Here is a 1,634-nt window from a genome sequence, read left to right as displayed (position 1 = left end):
ACATAAGGTTTATCTATATCATCATCTAAAAAAGAAATAATCACTTCATCTCCTATTCTTGGAGTATGAAAAAAACCTGAATGATTACTTGCTATATGAGAAGCTACTCTTAAAAAAGGAGTGTGATGATAAGATTTATAAGTATTGCTTGATAAATTAGAAGAATTTATATCTATATCATTTGCAATAAAAGTATCATTATCTAATTCTTCTTGATTAGCATAAAGATTAATCCTTACCTTAACCCTTCCATGCTCATCAGTATAAATAGTATTTCTCTCACTTTCTATATCTTTACTCTCTCCTATAACAATACCTTGAGTGCTATTAGGAGCTTTAGGTTTAGCTTTAAAACTTGGAGTAAAGATAATATTCTTTTTTAATAAAGTTAAAGTATTAGAATAAGATTTACTTAAATTTAAATCTTTTAAATTTAAATGATCATTAGTATTAATAGAATTAGCTAAGATAGCATCATCAATTAAGATTTGAGTATTAGCAATAATAATAAAGTCTTTAAGCAAAGAAGCTTTATCTTGTTTTTCTTCATCTTGATTTTTTATTTCTTCTTGATGATTAAACTCCTTATAATTTAAAGTGATAAAATCTCCTAAGCTAAGATGATAAATATTACTTTTTGCTAGTAAGCTTTCATTTAATACTAAGGCTCTTTTTTCTTTAAGAGAAGGCTTAGTCTTTAAATCAATGCTTTTTGTAAAAGAATATTCACTCTCATAAAAATGTTCATTATAATAAGCTTTGTTATTAAGTTCTTGTTCATAAGGAACTTTATTAGAATGTAAAGATAAAAGATTTAAAGGAGTGTTAGCATTAATACTAGAATGTGTAAAAGAATTAGTTCTTAAGTTTTGCTCTTTATAAATAGAAGAAATACAAGCTTGATTTAAAATATTATTAACATTAGGATTATACTCAATTTCTTTATTTTTTACATTTTTATACACATCACAAAAATAAATAGTGTTCTCATCTTCATAAAAAAAGATTCCATTATTATGGCTTAATCTTGTAATAAAGTCTAAATCACTTTCATTGTATTGAGAGATGAGTTCTTGTTCTTCATAATTAAAATGTATATTAGAATAATCAATTTCTTTATGTAAGATATCTTGATAAAAACCAAGGGTTTGTTTAATCACTTCTATAATATTAGTATGAGTATAAATACGATTGGCTTTATTTAAAGAAAGTCTTATCAAGACTGATTGAAGCTTAAAAGAAAAAAAATGCTTGTATTTTATTTGCTTAGTATTTGAAGTGCTATCATTAATATTTAAAGCACTTTCATGATTAATACCTAGATATTTTATATAAGTGATAATTCCCTTATAATTTTTTACTTCATTGTTATCAAAGTTTAAGGTATTATTCTCATAAGGATTATGGATACTTAAAATAGCTTCTTGATCGATTAAAACATTAGGATGAAAATTAAAAGTTGTAGGGGTGCTTGGATGAGATGAAGCATTGGTTAAAGTATTTAAAGAAAATAAATCTTGTTCTAAACTTTCAAAAAAGCCTTCACATTCTATAGAAAAAAGCTCTTCAAGACTTTCTTTGATGAGGGCTTTAGTGATTTTAAAGGGTAGGGGATTTGAAGTAGAATTTGATAT

The 1,634-nt window shown here is 24.8% G+C and carries 1 protein-coding gene; it reads right to left on the bottom strand.

Translation table 11 applies throughout. The features are described 5' to 3' along the window. Nucleotides 1-1,634, bottom strand: a 1,634-nt coding sequence (locus tag AJ886_RS00695) for a contractile injection system protein, VgrG/Pvc8 family (protein WP_315940678.1), incomplete at both ends; no start/stop codon positions are given.

It is taken from the genome of Campylobacter sp. BCW_6465 (assembly GCF_001762815.1).
Taxonomy (GTDB): domain Bacteria; phylum Campylobacterota; class Campylobacteria; order Campylobacterales; family Campylobacteraceae; genus Campylobacter_D; species Campylobacter_D jejuni.
Note: the sequence above shows the minus strand (reverse complement) of the source record. Positions and strands in the feature narration are given on the sequence as shown.